Annotated in this window: 16 protein-coding genes; 11 read left to right on the forward strand and 5 right to left on the reverse strand. The window is 38.5% G+C overall.

Annotated features, from left to right (window positions below; genetic code table 11):
• Nucleotides 1-6 precede the first annotated feature (6 nt).
• Entirely contained in the window at nucleotides 7-894 is an 888-nt protein-coding gene (locus F968_RS08565; RefSeq protein WP_004792214.1) for an AraC family transcriptional regulator, read from the reverse strand.
• Between the two features lie 288 nt (nucleotides 895-1,182).
• On the opposite strand from F968_RS08565, the gene F968_RS08570 reads away from it, so the two are divergent.
• Complete coding sequence (locus F968_RS08570) at nucleotides 1,183-2,235, forward strand: NAD(P)-dependent alcohol dehydrogenase (RefSeq protein ID WP_004792216.1); 1,053 nt, start codon at nucleotides 1,183-1,185, stop codon at nucleotides 2,233-2,235.
• 72 nt (nucleotides 2,236-2,307) lie between these two features.
• Here the strand turns inward: F968_RS08570 and F968_RS08575 are convergent, their stop codons facing one another.
• The 3 genes from F968_RS08575 to F968_RS08585 form a co-directional block, all read right to left on the reverse strand.
• A complete protein-coding gene (locus F968_RS08575) occupies nucleotides 2,308-3,651 on the reverse strand; it encodes a PepSY-associated TM helix domain-containing protein (RefSeq protein WP_004792217.1) in 1,344 nt (447 codons plus the stop codon).
• 355 nt (nucleotides 3,652-4,006) lie between these two features.
• Nucleotides 4,007-5,971: a multicopper oxidase family protein gene (locus F968_RS08580; protein ID WP_004792219.1), complete on the reverse strand. Its 1,965-nt coding sequence runs from the start codon at nucleotides 5,969-5,971 to the stop codon at nucleotides 4,007-4,009.
• Between the two features lie 42 nt (nucleotides 5,972-6,013).
• On the reverse strand, nucleotides 6,014-7,561 hold the full coding sequence (locus tag F968_RS08585) for a tyrosinase family protein (RefSeq protein ID WP_004792221.1): 1,548 nt from the start codon (nucleotides 7,559-7,561) through the stop codon (nucleotides 6,014-6,016).
• A gap of 649 nt (nucleotides 7,562-8,210) precedes the next feature.
• Here F968_RS08585 and F968_RS08590 point away from each other — a divergent pair.
• The 4 genes from F968_RS08590 to F968_RS08605 are packed head-to-tail and all read left to right on the forward strand — an operon-like array spanning nucleotide 8,211 to nucleotide 11,492.
• A complete protein-coding gene (locus F968_RS08590) occupies nucleotides 8,211-9,230 on the forward strand; it encodes an ABC transporter substrate-binding protein (RefSeq protein ID WP_004792223.1) in 1,020 nt (339 codons plus the stop codon).
• 2 nt (nucleotides 9,231-9,232) lie between these two features.
• A complete protein-coding gene (locus F968_RS08595; RefSeq protein ID WP_081399507.1) occupies nucleotides 9,233-10,243 on the forward strand; it encodes a FecCD family ABC transporter permease in 1,011 nt (336 codons plus the stop codon).
• On the forward strand, nucleotides 10,240-11,004 hold the full coding sequence (locus F968_RS08600) for an ABC transporter ATP-binding protein (protein ID WP_004792226.1): 765 nt from the start codon (nucleotides 10,240-10,242) through the stop codon (nucleotides 11,002-11,004). Before F968_RS08595 ends, F968_RS08600 begins: the two co-directional genes overlap by 4 nt.
• On the forward strand, nucleotides 11,001-11,492 hold the full coding sequence (locus tag F968_RS08605) for a GNAT family N-acetyltransferase (protein WP_004792227.1): 492 nt from the start codon (nucleotides 11,001-11,003) through the stop codon (nucleotides 11,490-11,492). The genes F968_RS08600 and F968_RS08605 overlap by 4 nt, the downstream gene beginning before the upstream one ends.
• On the opposite strand, the gene F968_RS08610 is transcribed toward F968_RS08605, so the two are convergent.
• Nucleotides 11,487-12,275 carry an AraC family transcriptional regulator gene (locus F968_RS08610; protein WP_004792229.1) on the reverse strand — a complete coding sequence of 263 codons (789 nt, stop codon included), beginning with the start codon at nucleotides 12,273-12,275 and terminating at the stop codon, nucleotides 11,487-11,489. The two genes, F968_RS08605 and F968_RS08610, sit on opposite strands and share 6 nt — an antisense overlap.
• Before the next feature lie 98 nt (nucleotides 12,276-12,373).
• On the opposite strand from F968_RS08610, the gene F968_RS08615 reads away from it, so the two are divergent.
• From F968_RS08615 to F968_RS20445, 6 genes are all read left to right on the forward strand, one after another.
• Nucleotides 12,374-13,183, forward strand: coding sequence for a sulfite exporter TauE/SafE family protein (locus tag F968_RS08615; protein WP_034596208.1), 810 nt, complete (start codon nucleotides 12,374-12,376; stop codon nucleotides 13,181-13,183).
• Nucleotides 13,184-13,364: 181 nt separating this feature from the next.
• Complete coding sequence (locus tag F968_RS08620) at nucleotides 13,365-14,249, forward strand: phosphoribosyltransferase family protein (protein ID WP_004792233.1); 885 nt, start codon at nucleotides 13,365-13,367, stop codon at nucleotides 14,247-14,249.
• Between the two features lie 11 nt (nucleotides 14,250-14,260).
• On the forward strand, nucleotides 14,261-15,754 hold the full coding sequence (locus tag F968_RS08625; protein ID WP_004792236.1) for a nicotinate phosphoribosyltransferase: 1,494 nt from the start codon (nucleotides 14,261-14,263) through the stop codon (nucleotides 15,752-15,754).
• 60 nt (nucleotides 15,755-15,814) lie between these two features.
• A complete protein-coding gene (locus tag F968_RS08630; RefSeq protein WP_004792239.1) occupies nucleotides 15,815-16,582 on the forward strand; it encodes an ADPR responsive transcriptional repressor NtrR in 768 nt (255 codons plus the stop codon).
• A gap of 73 nt (nucleotides 16,583-16,655) precedes the next feature.
• Entirely contained in the window at nucleotides 16,656-18,050 is a 1,395-nt protein-coding gene (locus F968_RS08635; RefSeq protein WP_004792240.1) for a methylenetetrahydrofolate reductase C-terminal domain-containing protein, read from the forward strand.
• 493 nt (nucleotides 18,051-18,543) lie between these two features.
• On the forward strand, nucleotides 18,544-19,143 hold a 600-nt coding region (locus F968_RS20445), incomplete at its 3' end, for a hypothetical protein (protein WP_004792242.1).

Here is a 19,143-nt window from a genome sequence, read left to right on the forward strand (position 1 = left end):
TTGCTTTTATATATTCTTAATATCTACTGACGGAGAAACCCCAAAAAAGCGTTTATATTCTCGGGAAAATTGCGACAAACTTTCATATCCGACTTGAATACTGGTCGTTGAAATATCATATTCTTCGGTCATTAATAAACGCCGTGCTTCGGTTAACTTCATTCTCTTTTGATACTGTAAGGGACTCATTGAAGTGATATCTCTAAAATGTTGATGAAAACTAGAAGCACTCATACCCATTGTGCTTGCCAGTTCTTCAACGCTAAAAGATTTTGCAAAATTTGTTTTCAGCCATTCAATCGCCTTCACAATTCGATGGCCGGTAGTTCCAGCCGCGACAATGCGTTTAAGTCGATCGCCTTGTGGGCTCATTAATAAACGATAAAAAATTTCCTTAATAATCAGGGGAGACAAGATGGGGATGTCTTGTGGTGTATCCAGTAGTTTTATTAACCGTATAAAAGCATCATTTAGTTCTGAATTGACTACTCCAACAGCCATTCCTTTTTTCTCAGTATTTACATCTTTAAAAGGGATATGGGCTTCAAGCATGATCTGGGCGAGTACATACGGGTCTAGGCGTAAAACTATTGAAAGATAAGGTCGTTCAACTGAAGCTTCAAGAACTTGAGCAATTACAGGTAGGTCAATTGCAGTAAAAAGGAAATGGTTAGAGTCATACGTATAGGTTTCTTCGCTAAGAATCACCTGTTTTTTACCTTGGGCAATCATACATAGACTTGCATCCATCATGCTGCTACTTGGTTGGGTCAATTTTTCTGCGCGATATAAAGTCAGTCCCATAATAGGTGTTTCGAATGTACCTTTTTCTCGGGTCCATTGATCGACAAGTTGAGCTAATTCTTGATTATGGTTTAGAGACCTATTCGCCATTCAGATTCCACCGATTACCCTCTGTGTTTTTATTGTAGGCATTTCAAATAAGAAAAATAGTGAGAAGTGCAACAATTCGGAGGATTAGGCAAATCTGTGAGAGGAATAGAACAACAGCTTACGATTTTCATTTTTATACTGATCAACATGGCACAAAGTCGATGAGTTGGAACTTAGTGAACCAAAACGTTCTAAAACCTATTTATGGATTTTCAAAATCTATAGCCATCAATGAATTTCCAGCGAAGAAATCGTCTTTATTTAAACATTAAACATGAGAGAAAAAATATGACAATTGAAGTTTTAGGTTATGCTGCGCTGTCATCAGAAACTCCTTTAGTTCCGTTTAAGTTTGAACGTAGAACCCCACGTGAAGATGATGTTGTTATTCAAATTGAATATTGTGGTGTTTGCCATTCCGATCTTCATCAAGCTAAAAACGATTGGGGATTTAGTACTTATCCAATCGTTCCGGGCCATGAAATTGTAGGTCGTGTCACTTCAATTGGTCCTAAAGTTACAAAATATAAGGTTGGTGATTTAGTGGGAATTGGCTGTATGGTCGATTCATGCCGTACTTGTTCAGCTTGTCATTCAGGGCTAGAGCAATATTGTGAAGAAGGTAACATCCAGACTTATGGCGGCGTAGATCGCCACGACCAACGCCCAACTTATGGTGGATATTCACAAAGTATTACGTGTAGCCAAGATTTTGTATTAAAAGTACCTGAAAATCTGGATGCTCAAGCTGTACCACCTCTACTATGTGCTGGTATTACGACTTGGTCGCCGCTGCGTCACTGGAATGTTGGAAAGGGTAGTAAAGTCGCTGTAGTCGGTTTAGGTGGTTTAGGACACATGGCGATTAAACTTGCCAATGCTCTAGGTGCAGAAGTGACATTATTCACTCGTTCAGCAAACAAAGAACAGGATGCAAAACAACTCGGAGCGCATCATGTTGTGTTATCAACAGATGAAGCTCAAATGAAATCAGTGTTAAATCAATTTGATTTGATTATTGATACGGTGCCTTATAACCATGACTTGAAGCCTTATATTCCAACACTAGCTTTAAATGGAACAATTGTGCTGGTCGGATATTTAGGTGAAATTAGCGCAAATTCAGTACCTATGATTTTAGGAAGAAAATCAATTGCAGGGTCGGTGATTGGCGGAATTAAGGAAACACAAGAGCTACTCGATTTTTGTGGTGAGCATAATATTGTTTCTGAAGTAGAAATGATTGACATGCAAAACATTAATGAAGCTTTTGAACGTATGCTAAAGAGCGACGTGAAGTATCGTTTTGTGATTGATATGAAAACACTGTCTGAAGATTAATTTAGTCGTCATTTTGGCTGTGCATACTATGCATAGTATGCACAGCTCAAAAGTTTAATATCAATGTGAGTGTTATGATTTAGAAGGAATGTATTTACGTATAGCAAAGATAAATAGCGTAAATAAAATACTAAAACCAAAAACAGGTAAGCTTAGCCCTAACACTAGACCCACCAATATTAACCCTATTTTTTGTGAGCCAGTTGCACGGTTCCAAACTAATAAGCTTTGACCAACAAAGTGAGTTGTCATGAGTTTAAAATTCGAGTTTTTAAACGCAGCCCTATATGCATAAACAATCATAATGCACAGTATGAAAGCATAAAGCGCCAGTACTAATTGATTTATCCAGCCAAATAAAACACCAATATGCGCATCTACTCCCCAACGAGTGAGCTTTGCCACCAGTGAATAGTCTTTAAAAGCAAGTTGATCGATGACTTTGTGGTGTTCCATATCAATTGAGATACTGTCTGCTTGAGTTGGCCATTTACGTTGAATCTCGGCTATCGTCCAAGCTTGATTTCCACTGGTGGGTGGCTTGATTTGTATTTGTGCTGCATCAATGCCATGTGCTCTGGCTATAGAAAGAGCACTATCGTACTCACTTGAAATAATATTTAAATTCAGGTTTTCACTATGTGGCATTTCGTGATGTTCATGGTGCATCACTGTAGGTAAATTATCTTCTTGAAGAGAAGTTGCTAATGTTGGGGTTTGCCAGTTAAGCCATTGACGAGCAACCCGAATATTATCTCCGGCCCATTCAGACCATGTAAGACCCGTAATGGCGATTATTAATAAGAGAGGGAATAACGCTAAACCCAACGTGCTATGCCATTTCAGTAATTTATTTTTTTGTGTTTGTCTGATTTTAAGATTTTGACGACGTTTCCACCAATTATATAGTCCAGTTAAAGTCAAAATAGCTAGCCAGCTTGCTGCCAGTTCACTATAAAAGCGCCCCCATTTTCCTAGTAATAAATTGCTATGTAGCTGGTCGAGTGTAGTTCGAAACGGAAGAACCCCACTGGTACCATAAACTGCTAGATGGCCTTTGGCTTGAAGCGTAAAAGGATCAATAAAAACGGCTTCACTCGTAAAATCATGTATAGAATCAGAGAAAATTACACGGGTTGTCTGGTCAGAGCTTGGGGCTGGTCTAACTTCAATCACCTGTGCAGACATAGGCATTACTTTTTTTGCGGCTTCAATTTGTTGGCTCAGCATATGTGGTGGTTGCTTCAGTGGCTCAACATATAGAACATCTTTATAGATCGCTTGCTCTATTTGAGGCGTAATTGCATAGAGTAAACCAGTGATTGCTGCGAACAAGATAAATGGCGCAATAAAAATACCAGCATAAATATGAGTTAAACGGTAAAGACTACGCCAGAAGGATGATTGGGTCTGCATCAGAAGAGAATATTTGTCAGGTGTTGGGCGGATTATAACGACTTATTTATCTTGATGCTGATTGAGCTGTAACCAGTATTAAATTATTTGAGTAGCTCTTAGGCATATTGTTTGGTTTGATAATTAAATGGTTTTTATTATTTGGTAAACTATATATTTTTTAATTACGCTTTAAGATCTTATTTACATGACATATTTAATAATTACATAACTTATTATTTAAAATAATTTTGATATATATAGTGTGTCTCTCTACAAGAACGGATGATATACAAATATCAGAATTATTATTTTAAAAACCGCTTATTTTAGGATAAGCGGTTTTATTAGAATAAAATTGTATTACAGTCCGAAATTAATGATGGCCTTGAGAAACGCCACCATTTCCATCAGGAAGACTAATTCTAATATTTTGCATCATGCCTTGATCTTCATGATCTAAAATATGGCAGTGCAATACAAAGTCACCGATGTAGCGTTGGTACTTGGTTCTAACAATGACTTTATAACTGGCTCCTTGTACGTTTTTAACCCAGATAGTATCTTTCCATGTCCCTTTTAGACCGCGATATTGTGGGTCAGGGGCAGCCGTTTTGTCATAGTCATCCACGGCATTTATATCACTGACATCTTTACCGTTAGGGTCATACACTGCCACCACTTGAAATGGGTTTACATGAATATGAAAAGGGTGGCTGGCTAATTTAGAGGTCAGTATCCATTCATCGGTTTTACCCAACTCGAGCGTACGGTCAATTCGGTCTGGTTTGTATGGTTTTCCATTCACCTGAAACTGAACTGGATCAGCATTTGTATCAATATTAAATTCTAAAAATTGTTTATACGGTGTAGCTGGTAAGTCCTGATGAGGAACAAAATGACTGAGTTTCAGATTTTGTTGTAAATCTTGAAGTACAGCGGGACGCATATCTGGGGCAATATTGCGTGCTGCATTATTGCTTAACGCCGTTGTTAATGACTGAGGTGCTGAAGTGGCTTTATTAACTTGAATGATACCCAGCAAGCGTTTCTGTGAATATGTACGGTCCACGTTAGCTGAAGCCGACGCTGCTTCATCAATTAAACAATAACGACCTTCTTGCGGGAATTGCATTAAGGCATCGAAACGGTAACCTGGTTGAAAGACGGTGACTGTTTTATCCATGACCTGTTTAAAGGTCAGACCATCAGCTGCAATCAGGTGTTGGTTCACAATAGGTCCTGTACAACTCTCACTTAATAATTTCTTTTCACCCATTGGGGTCAAATCGAGTTTGGAAGGAATATTTTGCATTTGACGAACGCTTAAGTTGATACTGTCGCGGACACCTGCATGTACCATTCGCCAACGCTCAACTTGTCCTGCAACCGCTTGAGTAATGAAAGGTTGTATTTCGCCATTAATACTCGTATATCGGCCTGATTTCCCCCAATCGCCCGGACCAAAACCCTGATAATCCCTAATTTCACCCATTTGATTGTTTTGGCAAATATAGTTGCCATTATTATCGGTTTCGATATTTCCGTTAGCATCATAGCAAGCATATTGGATTTGCTGAAAAACTAGCGTTCTTTCTTTAAAACCATAAGTAAGTAAATCTAAATCACCTGTCTTATTGGGGGTAGGCTGATGATATCCACGAATAATTAAAGCTCCCGCCATACCACTTGCAACTTGAATAGCGGTTGAACCATGTCGATGCGGGTGATACCAAAATGTTCCGGCTGGATGATCGGGTGGAATGTTGTATTCATATTGGAAATTAACACCCGGATTAATCGAAACTAAAACGTTATCACTATTTCCCGCCGGATTAATCCATAAACCATGAGTGTGCATGTTCGTACCATCAAAACAATGAGGTTTATTCACATCAAAATGATCGCCAGTACAACTTGGGTCTTTAGGAATTTTTTTGTGAGTAATCGGGTCTATATCAAGTTGATTATCTAAGTTTGCTCGTACGGTTTCTCCGGGAAATACTTCAATCGTCGGAGCAATATAAGGCGTATTGGGCTGCGTATCTGTACCTTGATAACTACGTAACACAACTTCGTCATAACGATTTGTTGCTGGGTTCCATAGTCTGTTCCTCGTTTTTTTAACTTTCCATGTAAATAATGCTTCATTTGAGGATTGCATTTGCTGCGTATTTGTTGATGACACTGTCGGATTTGGTGCAGCAAGTAATGCGACATGATTGCGAGCAACTGTCATATCGGGAGGGTCTTCTAATATACGTTCAGAAGAATCATTTGCTGATACACACCAACTCATTAAAGTTAGAGGTGTGCATAATATTAAATGAGCTATTTTCATAATGAATATAGGCCTGAAAAAATCAGGCCTCTCCCTTAATTATTATTTTGACGTTTCTAAGCGAACCTGAGAAATGCTCAAGCCTTGAGAGCTTACTTTTTCTTTCACTTGATCAAGCGTTAAATCGGTCGCAACAAACTGAACTTCTAAGTCTTCAGCAGCCATGCCTAATTGCTTAACTTGATCACTGACTTGATAGACCAATTGACCAATATGACCCGGATGTCCGCCGTGGTTATGATCTAACACACCGAAGTAGTTAATTGTGGCAACATAAATTTTTTGGTCAGGTTTATTTTTTGGAGATAAATAAATCTTATAGGTTAGATTTGGATTACCAATCATTTGGACATTATCTAAGATTAAATAGGTTTGTCCTGATGAGAGCTTTGTTTGAGTAAGTTGACTAGAGTTTTCTAAGAAAGTTGTAGTCTGAGGGTCTAAAGCTACTTTTTGAGTTACACCCATAAGCTTAATGCTTTTATTACTGCTGACTGGCTTATGATTCATTTTAAATAAGTTTGCTTTTTCAGCACCTTTACTACTCATGACATTAGCTTCAACTTTACAAGCATTTTCATTGGTATATCGCACTGGAATTTTACCGGGGGTGAATACATCTGCAATGGTCATGGTGACTTTGTTGCCGTTTTCATCTGCAAAAGTATATCGGGTGTCATACCAACTATCTGGCATACCTAAATTTTTCTTGGCCCATTCAAGGGTAATTGGTTGCCCATTCGCTTTTTTATTTAACCAGCATTGCCACAAGCGGTCGATATTGGCATGGTGCATATAAAATACGGGGTCTAAGCCTGCAATAGGTACAAATCCCATATCGGGTAGTACACAGTTTTTACCTACTGCACAGTGCATTACACCATGGGGTTGAGACTGTAATTGGTTAGAGAAGTCTGTGAAGTTATCCCATTTAAATGCTTGAGCAGCGCTGGCATTATCTGGATCTATGGCGCTGATATTTGCATTTAAACCGGGTGTACGGAACTGATCATATAAGGTACCTGCTTGTTTACCACGGACTAATTGAGGGAGTGCTAAGCCTTTACCATTAGCAGCTTTTTCTTGGTAATAATCCCAATAAGGAAGGGAATAATCTTGCCCAACATATTTACGAACTGTTCGCTCATAGAAATAAAGCATCATACGGTGCCAAGGTAAGAAATTTAGATTGCCATGTTGGCATGTACCCCAAACTTCATCGGTAAAGCCATCATTTGGGACTGATGAATTTTGGATATGCTTATAGTAACTGTCACATACTGCTTTACTGTATATCTGTAAACACTGTGGCATACGGTATTGATTAACATAATAATCTTTGTCTGTTGCATGTGTACCTGTACCAAAATAGCCATGCGTATTGGCCCAGTAATTAAAGCTTGTACGAAACTCAGGTGATAAAGGGGGAGCATTATTATTTGCTCGCATTTTTTCCAAACCCTTTTGTAATGCGCTTACTTTGGCTGGATCTTTTGCGAACTCCGTAGCACTCATTCGTAGCGAGTCAGCATGAGTTGCTAAACTCATGCTAAACAAGAGAGTGCCTAAAATATAATAATTTCTCTTCATAATTTTAAATCCTTGTCATGTTTAATATTCTTATATTTGATTATTAGTAATGTATGAATTTACCCTTGGTTTGGGTAATTCTTAATCTAATCTAGCATATAAAGAAGTTTTTATTAAAGGTTTATATCTAATATTAATAATGAAAAAATTTAATTTTAAATTCTGTAATTTTTTAGGAAAACTTAAATATTTAGTATATTATTTATAATAGTTTTTTATTAATAATTAAAAGGTTTTTAAAATAAAAATAATTATATTTTTGCTTAATGTGTTTTGTTTTTTTAAATTTATGGGTTTAAAGTCTCATTATTAAATAAAATGTTAGATATGAAGATTTTTGATTAAAATTAAATATTAAAAATTATTTTATTTGAATGGTTAGCATGCATGCTCTAAAGGTTTTGTATAAGGCTATCTATATTTTGAGTTTTAAAATACAAATTACAATTGCATGATTATTAAGTTTATTTTGTAATTTTGGCATTTTTATTGCTTAATTACTCTTATCTTTAGTACAACATTTGATTTACTAACTTATAAATGATGATTCAAACCGTCTTGCTCTCTTATGGTGTCTTTTTCATATGAAAAATGCACCAAATAAACACGTCTTTTTATTTTGCACTGTATTTGTGCGTTGGATGCTGTAATGAAGTCATTGGTTTCAATACTTACTTTACTCATTCTATGTGGATGCTCTTCATCTGAACAAAGTAGAAAAACTAAAGAAAACTTAGCAGCCCATTCGATATGTGTTTTTGATAGTACAAATACAAAAGTTTGTGTAGCCAAACCAGCCCAAAGAATAGTTTCTCTATTTGAGTCGGGTTTAGATGGCTTATATATGCTAGGGCAAGGTCATAAAGTGATTGGCATACCAGCCGAAGTATACATTCAACCTTTATTATTTAACGCCTATTCAAAAATAGATCAACGCATTGCCAATAAACAGCTTGCAACGCCTTCACAAGGTGCCAATGCAACCAATATTGAAAGTCTCGTGTTGTTGAAACCCGATTTGGTCATTTTGGGGAGTGGGCAGGCTCAAACGATCGCACTGTTACGACAGTTTGGTATTGCTGTATATGTGATGGAATCTGGCACTTACCAACAAGTGAAAGAAGAGCTATCTGAAATTGCCGTTCTTAGTGGTGCCCAAAAGCGCGCTCAAGAAATTTTGAGTTTTTCTGATGAAATTATGGCAGAAGTCGCAGCCAAAACAGCACGTCAGCCAAATAAGCAATCGATTTACTATGCGTGGTCAGGTGGGCGAATTTTTTCCACTTCGGGACGGGAGTCAATTACCAATGACTTTATTGAGCTGGCAGGTGCTTACAACATTGTTCAGACCAATGCTAACCAACCGAATGTAAATCCCGAGACTCTCATTGAATGGAACCCTGACAATATTGTGCTTTGGAATACCAACCCAAAACTAATTTATGAACGCAAAGAATTACAAGGCTTAAGTGCCGTACAAAACCGTAAGGTATTTAATTTGAGCCCTGCATTTATTTATAACCCACATACCATCAAAATCATTATTACGGCGATTTCTTTGAACCACAGCATTTACCCTGAACAGTCCGATTTACCAGTAAGTGCTTTACAACAGCGTATTTTAACCAAGTTGTATGGTGAGCACCTTGCCAAAGCATTGGTGCAATGAATATGGAAAAGCTGAAATATTATTGGTTTTACCCGTTACCTTTCTTCATGATTTTTATCTCTTTGCTCATTGGGCCAACGCAGACTTTGAGTGCATGGGACTATGTGCTGTGGGGTGTGCAAGCGGTGTTTGGTACGCCATATTTTGATGCTGAGCAATTTGGACTGATGCAAAACATTTTGGTCAATGTCAGGTTACCCAGAATTTTACTGACCTTTATGGTGGGGGCTGCGTTAGCAACTGCGGGAAATGGTTTACAGGCGTTGTTTCGTAACCCTTTAGTTGACTCGTATGTACTCGGTATTTCATCTGGTGCAGCGTTTGGCGCAGCTTTGGCACTTTCTTTAAGTTGGCTTTCGCCTAATCTATCAGCCTTTATTTTTGGTGTGTGCGCTGTTGCCTTAACCTATTTATTTGCGCATCAGAAACATGAAAGTCAGACTTCTTTAGTGATGGTGATTTTATCGGGCATGATTGTTTCGGGGCTGTTTTTGGCAGGCCTTACAATTATTCAATACTTAAGTGATCCATTTAAACTTCAAGTGATCGTGCAATGGACTATGGGTAACTTACATCAGGCTTCTTGGCAAAAAGTTCAATACGCCGTGCTACCGATTTGTATTGGACTTACTGGATTATTTGCGATGCGCTGGCGGCTAAACTTAATGGCCCTCGGTGCTGAAGAAGCTCAAGCTGTTGGTGTTAACCCAAGGTGGGAACAGCTTCTTTTAATTGTACTAGTGACTGTATGTACATCAACTTCTGTGGCTGCTGCTGGCATTATTAGTCTATATGGACTGTTTATGCCGCATATTGTGAGAATGTTGGTTGGGCCCGATCACCGCTACAGTATTCCTGCCAATATGATTTTGGGCGGCAGTTTTCTACTGTTGATTGATAATTTTTCTCGGGTTTTACTAACGTTTGAAATACCAATTGGTATTTTTACCATGTTACTTGGCGCGCCATTTTTCTTATTATTAATGAAAACACAGAGGACTCATTGGGCATGATTCAAATTGATCAGTTAAATTATGCCTATGGGCACAAACAGGTCCTTAAAAATATTCATCTGGAGTTTCCTGAAAATCAGTTTTCCGTCATTTTAGGGCGTAATGGTTGCGGAAAATCGACACTTTTTAAATTGATGGCGGGCCTAGAACCTGTAAAAGATGGCTTGATTCGTTACTCAGGAAAACCACTATCGGACTTTAAAGGCAAAGATCGGGCAGCCTTACTCGGCTTTTTACCGCAGTTTCATAAAACCGTATTTCCATTTTTGGTTAAAGATGTAGTGATTACGGGGCGTGCCGCTTTTAGCAGATATAGACCTTCAAAATCAGACTGGGAGCGTGTAGACCAAGCTTTGCTTGATTTAGACATCGAGCATTTGCGTGACCGTCCTTATACCGAACTATCGGGAGGTGAACGGCAATTGGTTATGATTGCGCGCATTTTAGTACAAGCACCCAAAGTGATTTTGCTTGATGAGCCAACCAATCATCTCGATGTTTATTACCAGTCTTATTTAATGAAAAAATTGCGTCAGTTGTCGCGGCAAAATTTTACGGTGATTGCGATTATGCATGATCCCAACTTGGCTTTTTTATTTGCAGATCATTTGTTTTTTATGCGCCAACACGAAGTCGTTAAGCCTGAGTCTAAAACACGAATCACCGATCCGAAGTTTTTAAAAAGTGTCTATGATGTTGAGTTCCATGAAGCCATGATTCAAGACAAAACGATTGTTATCCCTGATTATTCTTGGCTATGAATATGTTGAATTATCAGCTAGTGGGCAAAACTGATTATGAGTCAGCTGTAGAGTTTGCGCTTTATACAAGACAGCTCTTATTCCCAGAAATTTATCATGGGCAAGTTCCCAAAGATTTAAAAAATTTTGGGCAATATTATGTTAATGATCCATTAGGTTGCTTTATTACGGTAAAAGATAAAAACCGTATTATTGGCACCATTGCATATCGGGCGTATGACCATCGTTTTGATTTAAATCTGCCCTCTAAGACAGTGGAAGTGGTTAAGTTGTTTGTATTGCCTGAATACCGCCGTAATGGCATCGCAACCATGCTATGTAAAATGTTGTTTAGCTATGCACAGAAGAATGAAATTACCACTTTGTATTTGCATACCCATCCTTTTTTACCTGCGGCTGAAGAGTTTTGGCGGCTTCAAGGCTTTGATGTTATTAAAAGAGAATGGATCGATACCTATGACACCATTCACATGAGTAAATCTTTATAGCGCTTTATCATGCGTATGAAATCTTTTTTGAAAATGGGTAGGCGGATAACCCATAATTTTACTGAACATTGCAGTAAATGCTGCCGAATGCTCATAGCCCAAACTAAAGGCAATTTCAGTAATCGAGATATCTGCTTTTAACGCATTTAAAGCATAGATGATGCAGACTCGATTACGCCAAGCCTGAAATGACATGCCCGTTTCTGCCTTAAACCAGCGATGAAAAGTCCGTTCACTTTTATTGTGGTCATGAGCCCAATCTTTAGGGCTGCTATGAATATCGGGATGCTCCATAAACTCAGCACACTGTTTAGATAACAATGTGTTGTGAGGCAATGGAATAAACAGAGGCAGGGCTGATGCAGCTTCTAGCTCATATAACAATAAATCGATAAGAGCGCCGTCTCGGCCTGCACGTTGGTAGTCAATAGGTAGCTGATTTGCCTGAATGAGCAGTTGATGTAACAAAGGCGAGACTTGGATAACCTCGCAATATGTTGCCTGTCTTGGCGCATGGCCCGCTTCTATATACAAACTATAAGTACTGACTTTAGACAACCATACCTGATGTGGTTTACCTGCGGGTATCCATACACCGCTGTAAGGTAACACGAGCCATTGACCATCTTCGGTTTCAACTTTCATGAGTCCTTCGGGTGCATATAAGAACTGAGCACGGCGATGGCTATGCGTATCTAACAAAGTATCAGCAGGATAGTCTGATCCTAACGCTAGAACCGCTTGCGGTAGATGGTCTACATCATTAATTGGAATATTACGCATATATTTTTGTCTGAAATAAATAAAAATATGGCTTTTCTACGTTAGTTTGCCATAGGGCTATTTTATATCATGCCTCTATAAACGTGAGGAAGATGATGATGCTATATGAGCTATTTTTATTTGGACTACTTTCAGGCATAACCACTTGGTTATTTGGTTTTGGTGGTGGTTTTGTTGCTGTACCTTTGCTTTATAGCGTCATTATTCAAAAGTGGGGCAATGAAAGCAGTGTCGGCATATATGCCATGCAAATTGCAGTTGCCACATCAGCTTTTGTCATGCTCTGCTCGGCAAGTTTTGCAACCTTTCAACACTATCGGTCTGGACATATAGATTGGCAAAAAATCCGCTTTTTATGGGGTGGTATCGCATTTGGCGGAATAGTCGGTGCGGTAATGGCCTCATTGTTTAATGGAAATTGGCTTCGCTGGGTATTTATGGGCTATGTGTTCATAACGATTATTGATTGTTATTACCGACCTGGGTTTATGGTGACATCAAAGCAAAAGCAAAACTATGGTGAAAACAGCGAACTAATTAAAGGGGGAATTATCGGCTGGGTTGCAGCGCTTTTAGGTGTGGGTGGCAGTGTAATGACGGTTCCTTTGTTACGGCGGCGGGGTAGTTCTATGGCAGAGGCCGCGGCTATTGCAAACATTCTCACGCTGCCTTTGTCTTTAACTGCAACGCTGACCTATTGTGTATTGTCACTTTGGCAATCTACATGGGCACCTATTGGATTTATCGGTCTAATCTGGTTTGAAGCTGCTTTATTCTTGGTTGCTGGAACATGGATTGGGCTATATTTTTCAGAAAAATTTATTTCAAAACTACCTGATTTATGGCGTGCAAAGTTGTATCCGCTACTTTTAATAATAGTTCTACTCGTCATGATTTTTGTAAATTAATTTTTTATTTCAATTGATTGAAGAATAATCTCTCTTAAAAATAGAATCTCTAAATGCTCTAAAACTGCAAATTTTATGTCTTAAGTGGCTTTGAAAAAAGTTTGAAAAATAGACTTGAAATATATAGTGGCTTTATGCCACTATATATTCATCGAAGGTCATCAGACAAAAAGAGGATGATATGGCTATCCAGCTTTTAGATGCGGCAAGAAATGAAATTCCAGTGAAATTCACGCAGTTTTCTGGTGGCGAGCGTCATGTTCAAATTGATGAGACAACGTTAGGTTCACTATCTGGCAACGTATTGGTCCGCGCGCAAATGACCTCAAGTCACGATGTGATGGACTATTTACTACTTGAAAATATATTGCTGACTCAGGGTTTAACCGTTGACCTAGAAATTCCGTATTTTCCATATGCACGTCAGGATCGTATTTGTGCAGTAGGCCAAGCGTTCTCACTCGATGTGATGACGAAGCTACTTAATATCAATGCAGACAAAAAAGCAGGCAAACAAGGCAAAATCACTGTTTGGGACTGCCATAGTGAAGTAACAACAGCATTACTCGCTGCCAATACTTCTTTTAAAGAAGTTGTAAATATCAGTTCAGTCGACATCATCGCAAAGAGTGAAGCGCTAAGCACGCTGTTAAAAGATGAAAAAACAGTACTGATTTGCCCAGATAAAGGCGCAAAAGCACGCACACAAATGGTTGCAGACACTTTTAATCTTGAGCGCAAACAACCCATCACTATAGTTCAGTGTGATAAAAAACGTGACCCAGTGACTGGCAAAATTTTAGGTACGCATGTACATGCAACTGATTTATCAGGCCTAACAGCGGTCATTACCGATGACATTTGTGACGGTGGTGCAACCTTTATTGGTATTGCCAAAGAACTCCGTCGCCTCAATTGCACTAAGGTCGTTCTATATGTGACCCACGGTATTTTCAGTAAAGGAATAGAGGTTTTTGATGGGTTGCTTGACCAACTGTTTACCTCAGACAGCTTTACACAACAACCATCAGACAAAATTTCAGTAATTGCTTTTGCAGCAAAATAAAGAGAACAAAGATGACTATTAAACTTAATCCATTAAACGCTATCGATTTTTATAAAGCTGATCACAGACGTCAATATCCAGCAGGCACAGAGTACGTGTACGCAAACTTTACACCGCGTTCATCTCGACTCGCTAAAATGTTGCCTGACTTTGACGATAAAGTGGTGTTTTTTGGTCTTCAGGGTTTTATCAAACACTTTTTAATCGATACATGGAATGAAGGTTTTTTCAAGCAACCTAAAGACAAAGTAGTAGCAGCATATAAACGCCGTATGGATAGTTCTCTAGGTGAAGGTGCTGTACCGGTCGATCACATTGAAGCATTACACGACTTGGGGTATTTACCTTTACGGATTAAAGCATTGCTAGAAGGCAGCCGCGTCAATATGCGTGTACCTGTGCTCACCGTAATTAATACCGACCCGCGTTTCTTTTGGTTAACCAACTATATTGAAACGGTGTTAAGTGCTGAGCTTTGGAAAAGCTGTACTACCGCGACGATTGCCTACGAGTACAAACGTTTATTAACTCAATATGCTGTAAAAACTGGCGCACCGCTTGATTTTGTACCTGTGCAAGGACACGATTTTAGTAGCCGTGGCATGAGTGGAATTTATGATGCGGCGCAATCGGGTGTCGGGCACTTAACCAGTTTTATTGGAACAGACTCGGTTGCTTCAATTGACTATGCCGAAGAATATTACAATGCCACAGGTGTGATTGGGGTATCTGTACCAGCGACCGAACACAGTGTGATGTGTATGGGTACGGAAAACAGTGAGCTAGAAACCTTTAAGCGTTTAATCTGTGAGCTTTATCCATCTGGTGTGGTTAGTGTTGTATCTGACACTTGGGATTTTTGGCGAGTGATTACCGAGTTTACAGTGGCTTTAAAACCTGAAATTTTGGCGAGACAACCGAATGCTTTAGGCTTAGCTAAATTGGTTTTCCGTCCAGACTCTGGTGACCCTGTTAAAATTATTTGTGGTGATCCAGACGCAGAAATTGGCAGCCCAGCCTATAAAGGCGCAGTTGAATGTTTATGGGAAGTGTTTGGTGGTACAACAACTGAGCAAGGCTATAAAGTTCTTAATGAACGTGTCGGTTTAATTTATGGTGACTCAATTACCCTAGATCGCGCACAGCGTATTTTGGAAGGGCTGGAAGCCAAAGGCTTTGCTTCAAACAACTTGGTGTTTGGGATCGGCAGCTTTACCTATAACTACTTAACTCGCGATACCTTTGGGTTTGCTGTGAAAGCAACTTGGGGCCAAGTGAATGGTGTAGGTCGCGAGTTGTTTAAAGACCCAATTACAGACTCAGGTGTGAAAAAATCTGCGAAAGGTCTATTACGCATTGAAGAAAGTGAAAATGGTTTTACCTTGTTTGATGAGCAAACAGCCGAACAAGAACAAGGCGGAGCACTAAAAACCATCTTTGAAAATGGTAAACTTCAATATGAGTGTACTTTGGATCAAATTCGTGAGCGTTTATCCATCGCATAACTGAGTTTAGATGAGCCGTTGCGTGTGTATCGGCTCATCATTTTTATTGAGAGGCTGAACGTGACTATTCAAACTGAACAAGAATTCCTTGCCAGTTATGATCGCCGAGATTATGACGCACCTTTACTTACGGTCGATATGGCTATTTTCTCGGTATTTAATGGTCAGTTGCAGGTACTACTCATTAAGCGACCCAACTTTCCAGCCAAAGATCAATGGGCTTTACCGGGCGGTTTTGCCGATTTAACCCATGACCAAGATTTGATGGCCACGGCTTATCGTAAGCTGGTCGAAAAAACAGGGATTGCTTCACCTTACTTGGAACAAGTTGCCTCTGTCGGCAATGCTAAACGTGACCCGCGTGGTTGGGCCGTGACGATTTTGTATTTTGCTTTAATTGATTTTAATGCTTATCAACACCAAGCGTTGGCTGAATACAGTGAATGGGTGCCAGTAGCAAAAGCACAAGATTTAGCATTAGCTTTTGATCATAACGAATTACTGACTTTGGCATTAGAGCGTTTAACCAATAAAACCCGCTATACCGCATTACCAGCCAGTCTGATGCCTGAATTATTTACGCTGACTGAGCTACAAACCATTTATGAAATTATTCTTGGGCAATCCTTAGAAAAAAAAGCATTTAGACGCCGTATGATAGAAGTTGGCGCAGTTGAAGAAACCAACCACAGTAAAATTGTAGGGAAACGACCAGCTCAGCTTTACCGCTATGCACTCGATTCTTTCGATTTTATATTTCCTCGCTCACTCGAATTACCCAGAAATAAAGAGGGTGAAGATAAGCAAAACAATGAGCTTTCTGACTAGCGCATCTTGATGTACTTTTGATTTATAATGCCGCGCTTATGATTGATGTCATGTTTTGATCAGCACTTTGCCTATGTCACACGTTTCTCCCTGCTTCCAGCAAAACCAGTTTTTTGTATTGGTGGAATATCTCACTTCACTGCATGAAATTTATCCTGTGAAACATGATTTTGCAGGATATCCAGCTGCAATGACATTGGCAGATCGTGTACATTCAGATCATGATATTGCGCCACTTGAAGCCAGCAAAAGTTATCCCGACTCAATCGATAAAGTCTTACACTTTTCAGGTAAGGCACGAGACATACAAGACTTTGAGTGCTTTTTAGAACAAGCTCAGTCAGCCAATATTCAAAACTTGTTATTGCTTACAGGCGACAAACTTAAAGAGCATCATCATGGTCGAGATGGACAGCCTCGTAGTCGATACTTAGAGTCTGTAAATGCTGTAATGGCAGCCAAGCAGCATGGCGGGTTTCGTATCGGAGTTGCTTTTAACCCATTTAAATATGTTGAAGCTGAGCGTGATGCACAATATTTAAAACTGCATAAGAAGATTAAAGCAGGCGCTGACTTTATCATTACCCAATTGGGTTATGACATTGAAGCCTTAAAGCAAGCCAAATCATTTTTAACTAAGCATAATTACTCGCAGCAAATACTCGCTTGTGTGATGCCACTGACTTTGGCACGTGCCAATTTTATGGTGAAGCATAAAGTCGCAGGTATTGTGATTACCCCACACATGTTAAAAGTCTTGGCAGAAGAAAAACAGGCAGGGCATACAGACCGAGTTTATTTACGCTGCGCTTTACAGATTTTGATATGTAAACATTTAGGGTTTGCAGGAATTCACTTATCTGCTTGTCATAAGCCAGAAGAACAAATGCTGCTTGAAAGCTACGTCGAGCAATACAGACATTTGGAGCTTAAAGCCTTAGAAGAACTTTGGAATTCACTTTGGCAAGTCACGTCAGGCAACGAGTTTTCACCTGAAATTGCTCGGTTTTCGCGTCAGCCGACCTCTAAACAATTAATCAAATATCGCCAACTGCATGTTATGCATGAAGCAATGTTTGGATCAAAAATTGCTAAAGGCGTCGGACGTTTTATTTTCAAGGCATCTTTTTGGGAAAATGCTTTGGTCGCCAAATTCTTACTTAAAACAGAAGTACTGAGTAAACATAGCCTAGTGGGTTGTGAAAGCTGTGGTCAGTGTCGCCTAAGCGATACTTTATATATTTGCCCTGAAACATGTCCAAAAGGTTTAGCCAACGGGCCTTGTGGCGGTACAACTTTAGACCGCTGCGAATTTGGTGACCGTGAATGCATTCACTCTATTAAAGCACGACTTGCAAAAGCCATTGAACAAACCAAAATATTAAAAGAAAAACTGATTCCAACTGTGCCTATTGAAACAAGAGGAACCAGTTCTTGGAAAAATTGGTATTTAGCGACTGAGGCATAAGTTGTATAACTTCCTTAATTTGATTTTGTTAAAAAATCAATTTATATGCTAAAGCACGGCGATAATTTAAAAATAACAATCGTTTGCCTTAATTATGTCCAATTAAAGTGATCACCTAGGAGTATACTTAAAGCAAATCTTTTGCGTTAAAAGAAAGGCTGTCTCAATGAAAAAGTTGGTTGCTCTACTTACTGTAATTGTTGTTTTAACTGGATGTGTCTACGACCCTGTTAATTATAACAAAATACACGACCAAGAGTTCCAAGATCACCTCAGGCAAAACGGTTAGCAATAAAAAACCCACTCAATGAGTGGGTTTCGTATATTCGTTATCTATCTATTCAATATGTGAAAGGTAGAATTTAAATGAAACGGTATTAACTTAGTAAAATTCATTAAAAGAGCAGATAACAATCAGCTCTTTTTTAATTTAAGCTTTAATTTTTTTTAATTTTAGGGAAAATAAAAGCACAATAATTTTTAATTTTAGATCATGAAAGCATTTCTTATATATATTTATCCTTATATCGAGAAGATTGTAGAAGTAGGTACAACATTAGCTAAATTTTCACTAGGTCTGGGTGTTGTTTTAATTACTTGGTATTTTATTCGTATTAGGTATTTTCCAACTGATATGGAATTGGGTGATGGATTACTATTTATGATGCTAACATTTAAATTTATGATGTTAGTAGTAGTTTTTTTAGTGTCCCACTATGCATTAGGGAAAACTATACAGAAAATATTCATCAGTTTTAAAAACTTTTTTATTTTTTTAAAAGCCCCTGTTGATAATACTAAATCATCAGTAAGAAAATTTAGTTTAGATAAAATTAAAAAAACTTCTGATCGCTATTTTTTATATTTATGTTATACGGTAGCGGCTTTTTACTTTATCTTTATTTTATTATATTTTTATGAAGATACATTAAATAGTGATTGGAAAAGTATCCTAATAAATCTAAGCTTTCTAATTGTTAACTCAGCATTTGTTCTAAAAATTGTTGATAGCACTTTAGATGATTTTAAGAAAAGCTCTGACAATTCTGACAATTCTGACAATTCTGACAATTCTGACAATTCTGACAATTCT

This window comes from Acinetobacter sp. NIPH 817 (genome assembly GCF_000368405.1).
In the GTDB taxonomy this organism is placed as follows: Bacteria; Pseudomonadota; Gammaproteobacteria; order Pseudomonadales; family Moraxellaceae; genus Acinetobacter.

Excerpts from the sequence above, each read along its gene's own strand:
- F968_RS08565 (WP_004792214.1), bottom strand. The coding sequence starts at position 894 with ATGGCGAATAGGTCTCTAAACCATAATCAAGAATTAGCTCAACTTGTC.
- F968_RS08570 (WP_004792216.1), top strand. The coding sequence starts at position 1,183 with ATGACAATTGAAGTTTTAGGTTATGCTGCGCTGTCATCAGAAACTCCT.
- F968_RS08575 (WP_004792217.1), bottom strand. The coding sequence starts at position 3,651 with ATGCAGACCCAATCATCCTTCTGGCGTAGTCTTTACCGTTTAACTCAT.
- F968_RS08580 (WP_004792219.1), bottom strand. The coding sequence starts at position 5,971 with ATGAAAATAGCTCATTTAATATTATGCACACCTCTAACTTTAATGAGT.
- F968_RS08585 (WP_004792221.1), bottom strand. The coding sequence starts at position 7,561 with ATGAAGAGAAATTATTATATTTTAGGCACTCTCTTGTTTAGCATGAGT.
- F968_RS08590 (WP_004792223.1), top strand. The coding sequence starts at position 8,211 with ATGAAGTCATTGGTTTCAATACTTACTTTACTCATTCTATGTGGATGC.
- F968_RS08595 (WP_081399507.1), top strand. The coding sequence starts at position 9,233 with ATGGAAAAGCTGAAATATTATTGGTTTTACCCGTTACCTTTCTTCATG.
- F968_RS08600 (WP_004792226.1), top strand. The coding sequence starts at position 10,240 with ATGATTCAAATTGATCAGTTAAATTATGCCTATGGGCACAAACAGGTC.
- F968_RS08605 (WP_004792227.1), top strand. The coding sequence starts at position 11,001 with ATGAATATGTTGAATTATCAGCTAGTGGGCAAAACTGATTATGAGTCA.
- F968_RS08610 (WP_004792229.1), bottom strand. The coding sequence starts at position 12,275 with ATGCGTAATATTCCAATTAATGATGTAGACCATCTACCGCAAGCGGTT.
- F968_RS08615 (WP_034596208.1), top strand. The coding sequence starts at position 12,374 with ATGCTATATGAGCTATTTTTATTTGGACTACTTTCAGGCATAACCACT.
- F968_RS08620 (WP_004792233.1), top strand. The coding sequence starts at position 13,365 with ATGGCTATCCAGCTTTTAGATGCGGCAAGAAATGAAATTCCAGTGAAA.
- F968_RS08625 (WP_004792236.1), top strand. The coding sequence starts at position 14,261 with ATGACTATTAAACTTAATCCATTAAACGCTATCGATTTTTATAAAGCT.
- F968_RS08635 (WP_004792240.1), top strand. The coding sequence starts at position 16,656 with ATGTCACACGTTTCTCCCTGCTTCCAGCAAAACCAGTTTTTTGTATTG.